3 protein-coding genes are annotated in these 3,766 nt (G+C 58.1%); all 3 read right to left on the reverse strand.

The window, feature by feature from the left end:
- Positions 1-128: 128 nt before the first annotated feature.
- The 3 genes from AC1DRJ_RS21345 to flgD all read right to left on the reverse strand — a co-directional run bounded on the left by AC1DRJ_RS21345 (position 129) and on the right by flgD (position 3,709).
- Positions 129-1,304, reverse strand: a complete 1,176-nt coding sequence (locus tag AC1DRJ_RS21345; protein ID WP_477803884.1) for an L-rhamnonate dehydratase — start codon at positions 1,302-1,304, stop codon at positions 129-131.
- A gap of 319 nt (positions 1,305-1,623) precedes the next feature.
- A complete protein-coding gene (gene flgE, locus AC1DRJ_RS21350; protein ID WP_477803885.1) occupies positions 1,624-2,952 on the reverse strand; it encodes a flagellar hook protein FlgE in 1,329 nt (442 codons plus the stop codon).
- A 31-nt stretch (positions 2,953-2,983) separates the two neighbouring features.
- Entirely contained in the window at positions 2,984-3,709 is a 726-nt protein-coding gene (gene flgD / locus AC1DRJ_RS21355) for a flagellar hook assembly protein FlgD (protein ID WP_477803886.1), read from the reverse strand.
- Positions 3,710-3,766 lie beyond the last annotated feature (57 nt).

Below are 3,766 nucleotides of genomic sequence, written 5' to 3' on the forward strand. Positions count from 1 at the left end.
CGCACCGCCCCGTTGGGTTGCGAAGCGGCCCCAGCGCCCGAGCAAACGGACCGAGTTGATCGGATTCACGACTGCTGCGCAGCCGAACGGGGCGGTGCGACGTTTCGCCAAGCCCCCTCGCCACAGGGTCACTCGATGATGTTGAAGTCGCTCAAATACTCATCGGAGATTTCCAGGCCCAGGCCTGGCTTGTTGTCGTCGAGTTGGATGTAGCCGTTGACCGGTTGCGGCTCACCCTTGAACACGTAGTAGAAGAGTTCGTTGCCGACCTCGACGTCGAACACCGGGAAGAACTCGGCCATTGGCGAGGCGGTGGTGGACATGGTCAGGTGGTAGTTGTGCATCTGCCCGGCATGGGGAATCACCGGCACCGACCAGGCTTCGGCCATGGCGTTGATCTTGCGCGCTGCGGTGATGCCGCCCACGCGGTTGGTGTCGTACTGGATGACGTCGATGGCGCGGCGTTCCAGCAGGTCTTTGAAGCCGTAAGAGGTGAACTCATGCTCGCCGCCGGAGATCGGCATGATCCCCATTTTTTTCAGCTCGATGTAACCCTCGATGTCATCGGCGATCACCGGCTCTTCCAGCCAGCGCGGCTCGAATTCGGCGAGTTTTGGCAACATGCGCCGCGCATATTCCAGGGTCCAGCCCATGTAGCATTCGAGCATGATGTCGATGTCCGGGCCGGCCAGGTTACGCAGCGCACGCACTTGTTCGATGTTCTTGCGCATGCCCGCCGGGCCGTCTTTCGGGCCGTAGCCGAAACGCATTTTCAGCGCGGTGAAACCCTGGTTCAGGTAACCCTGGGCTTCTTCGAGAAACAGGTCGAGGTTGTCATTGGCGTAAAGTTTGGAGGCGTAGGTCCAGATCTTTTCCTTGGTCCGTCCGCCAAGCAATTTGAACACCGGCTTGTTTACCGCTTTGCCCATGATGTCCCAGATGGCGATGTCGATGGCCGAGATCGCCGCCATGCCGATGCCTTTACGGCCCCAGGCGTGGCTCTGGCGGTACATCTTCTGCCAGATGTATTCGTTGTCGAACGGGTCTTCGCCGATTGCAATCGGTGCCAGGTAGGTGTCGATGATTTCCTTGGCCACGCGCGGCGCCAGAGCGCAGTTACCGATGCCGACCAGACCGGTATCGGTCTCGACTTCCACCACCAGCCAGCCGTGAAAACGGAACGAGCCCATAGCGTCGCCGCGCTCGAAAAGGATGTCACTGGCGTTGGTGCAGAAGTGTGCTTGAGGGGGAACGACTTTGCCTTTCCACTCAAAAACACGGGTACGGATGGCTTTGATTTTCATGAATACAGTTCCTTGCGCTGCCGGCTTCTTGTAGTTGTCAGGTCGCTGCGCAGAGCCGCTCGGGGGCGGGTTCCGGCATTCGATGGAGCGACTTTAGCCAGCGCTCGGGGGAGCGGATAATCACTTATGCGTATCCGGCGATAACCTGGGGTGATCGCACTAATGATTTTTTGCCTGAATGGGGTTATCACGCTCCTGTCAGAGCGAGCCTGCTCGAAATATGGCCGAAACAAACAATCTGGATATCCAGGAGCCGAGACAAATTCCGGCCCAAAAAAAACCCCTCTTCGAGGGGCTCTTCAAGTAGCGCTATCAGGCATCAAGCCATCTGAATGATGGTCTGCATGATGGTGCTCTCGGTGGAGATGGTCTTGGCGTTCGCCTGGTAGTTGCTCTGCGCCTTGATCAAATCAACCAGTTCGTTGGTCAGGTTAACGTTGGATTCTTCCAGCGAGTTGGACACAACCGAACCCAGCGTTCCGGTTTTCGGTGCATCGACGCCGGCCACGCCCGAGGAGAAGGTTTCTTTCCAGCTGGAACCACCCATTGGCTGCAAGCCTTGTTCGTTGGCGAAGCTGGCCACGGCTACCTGGCCGATGGCCTTGGTTTGCCCGTTGCTGAAGTTGGCGGTCATGACACCGCTTTCGCCGATGGTCAGACTGGAGATCTGGCCAGTGGCGTAGCCGTCCTGGTACTGCGCAGTACGTGCGGTTGGCGAAGCGTACGAAGTGGTTTTGCCCATGTCGAACGCAACACCGCCAGCATCCGGATCAGAGCCGTTCAGGGCCCAGGTTGGCGGGTTGGTGTCAGCGTCAACCAGCACGCCCGGCTTCCAGTCCGTCATGGTCAGCGTGGTACCGGTCAGCGTCCACCCCGAGGCTGGAGGTGGAGGCGTCGTCAGYGTATTGATGCTGCCATCCGGTTTGAAGGTGATGTCAGCTATCATCGGCTCCGGTGGGTTTGCCGTCGGGTCGCTTGGGCTACGGCCGTCCATGTAGGTGTAAACCGTCCAGGAGTTGGCCCCCGGAGTTTTTACGTAGTATTGGTCCATCGAGTGCTTGTTACCCTGCGTGTCGTACACAGGGGTGGAAATGGTTTTGTTGTAGCTGTTGGTGTCTTTGATGTTGAACGGCGTTACGGTTGGCAGTGCGTCCGAGGAGTTCAGGTTCATCGTCTGATCGACACGAGTAGTCGCATTCGGCGCCTGGTTCGACGTATTGATTTTCAAGTCGGTCAGCACGCCGTTGATGATCTTGCCGTTGGTGTCTACGCCATACCCCTGCAAACGGTTGCCGTTGTTATCTACCACGTAATTTTCGGCGTCAGTCTTGAACGCGCCGGCACGGGTGTAGCTCATCGAACCGTTGTCGCTGAGGATGAAGAAACCGTTGCCCTGGATACCCAGGTCCAACACCTGGCCGGTGTTGCTCACGTCGCCCTGGCTGAACTGCTGGGAAACGTTGGCCAGGCGCACGCCGTTGCCGGTCGTTTTGCTGCCGGTGCCCAGGCGGGAGGCCGAGTAGACGTCTTCGAATTCTGCACGGGAGGATTTGAAACCGGTGGTCGCGACGTTGGCGATGTTGTTGCCGGTTACGTCCAGTTGTTTGTTGGCAGCATAGAGACCGCTAAGGCCGATATTGAAAGACATATTCCACTCCTTTGTGCCGTGTTAGCCGGCTCTATATACCGATGGTTTGGACTTTGGACAGGGCAATGCTGCCCAGGCCGGCCAGGTTCAGCATCAACTCACCGCCGGTCTGGCTGATGGTCACGCTGTTGACGGTTGCGGGCAGGTAGGTCACCAACGAGGTCGCCTGGCTGTCGTAAGTCGCGGTGGCGGCGAACTTGTACGTTCCGGCCGTGGCCACTTCACCCGCATCGTTTTTACCGTCCCAGATGAAACTGGCGTTGCCGGTTGGTTGGCTACCCAGGTCGATGGTACGAATGACTTTGCCATCGGCATCGGTGATCTTGATCGTCACCGGGTCCGCCGATGCCGGCACAACCGCCGTGCCGCTGAAACTCTTGGACGTATCAACCACTGCGGTGTCGGTCTGGGCGATAACAGAGCGGCCCACCAGCGAAGAAGCTTGCAACGCTTGCGACGAGTTGTAATTACCGGCGATGCCTCCGACCGTATTGTTGAGCGTGGTGATGCCTTCCAAGCTACTGAACTGCGCCAACTGAGCGACGAACTCGCCGTTGTCCTGTGGTTCAAGCGGGTTCTGGTTTTTCAGCTGGGTCACCAGCAATTGCAGGAACGCGTCTTTGCCCAACTCTTTTTTGCCGGCAGCACTGCCAGTGGCCCCGGCCAGGCCGTCGTTGCTAGTGCTAGTGGTCTTGACCGAGGAATTGGCCAAAACATCATTGAGGCTCAAGCCGCTGGTGGTATCGATAACACTCATCAGAGTCGCCCCTTATCACTGACCGAGAGTCAGGACCTTCTGCATCATGGTTTTGGC

The organism is Pseudomonas sp. P5_B2, assembly GCF_056400445.1.

What these genes read in the sequence shown, in the direction of transcription:
- AC1DRJ_RS21345 (WP_477803884.1), bottom strand. Translation starts at nt 1,304, where the DNA reads ATGAAAATCAAAGCCATCCGTACCCGTGTTTTTGAGTGGAAAGGCAAA.
- flgD (WP_477803886.1), bottom strand. Translation starts at nt 3,709, where the DNA reads ATGAGTGTTATCGATACCACCAGCGGCTTGAGCCTCAATGATGTTTTG.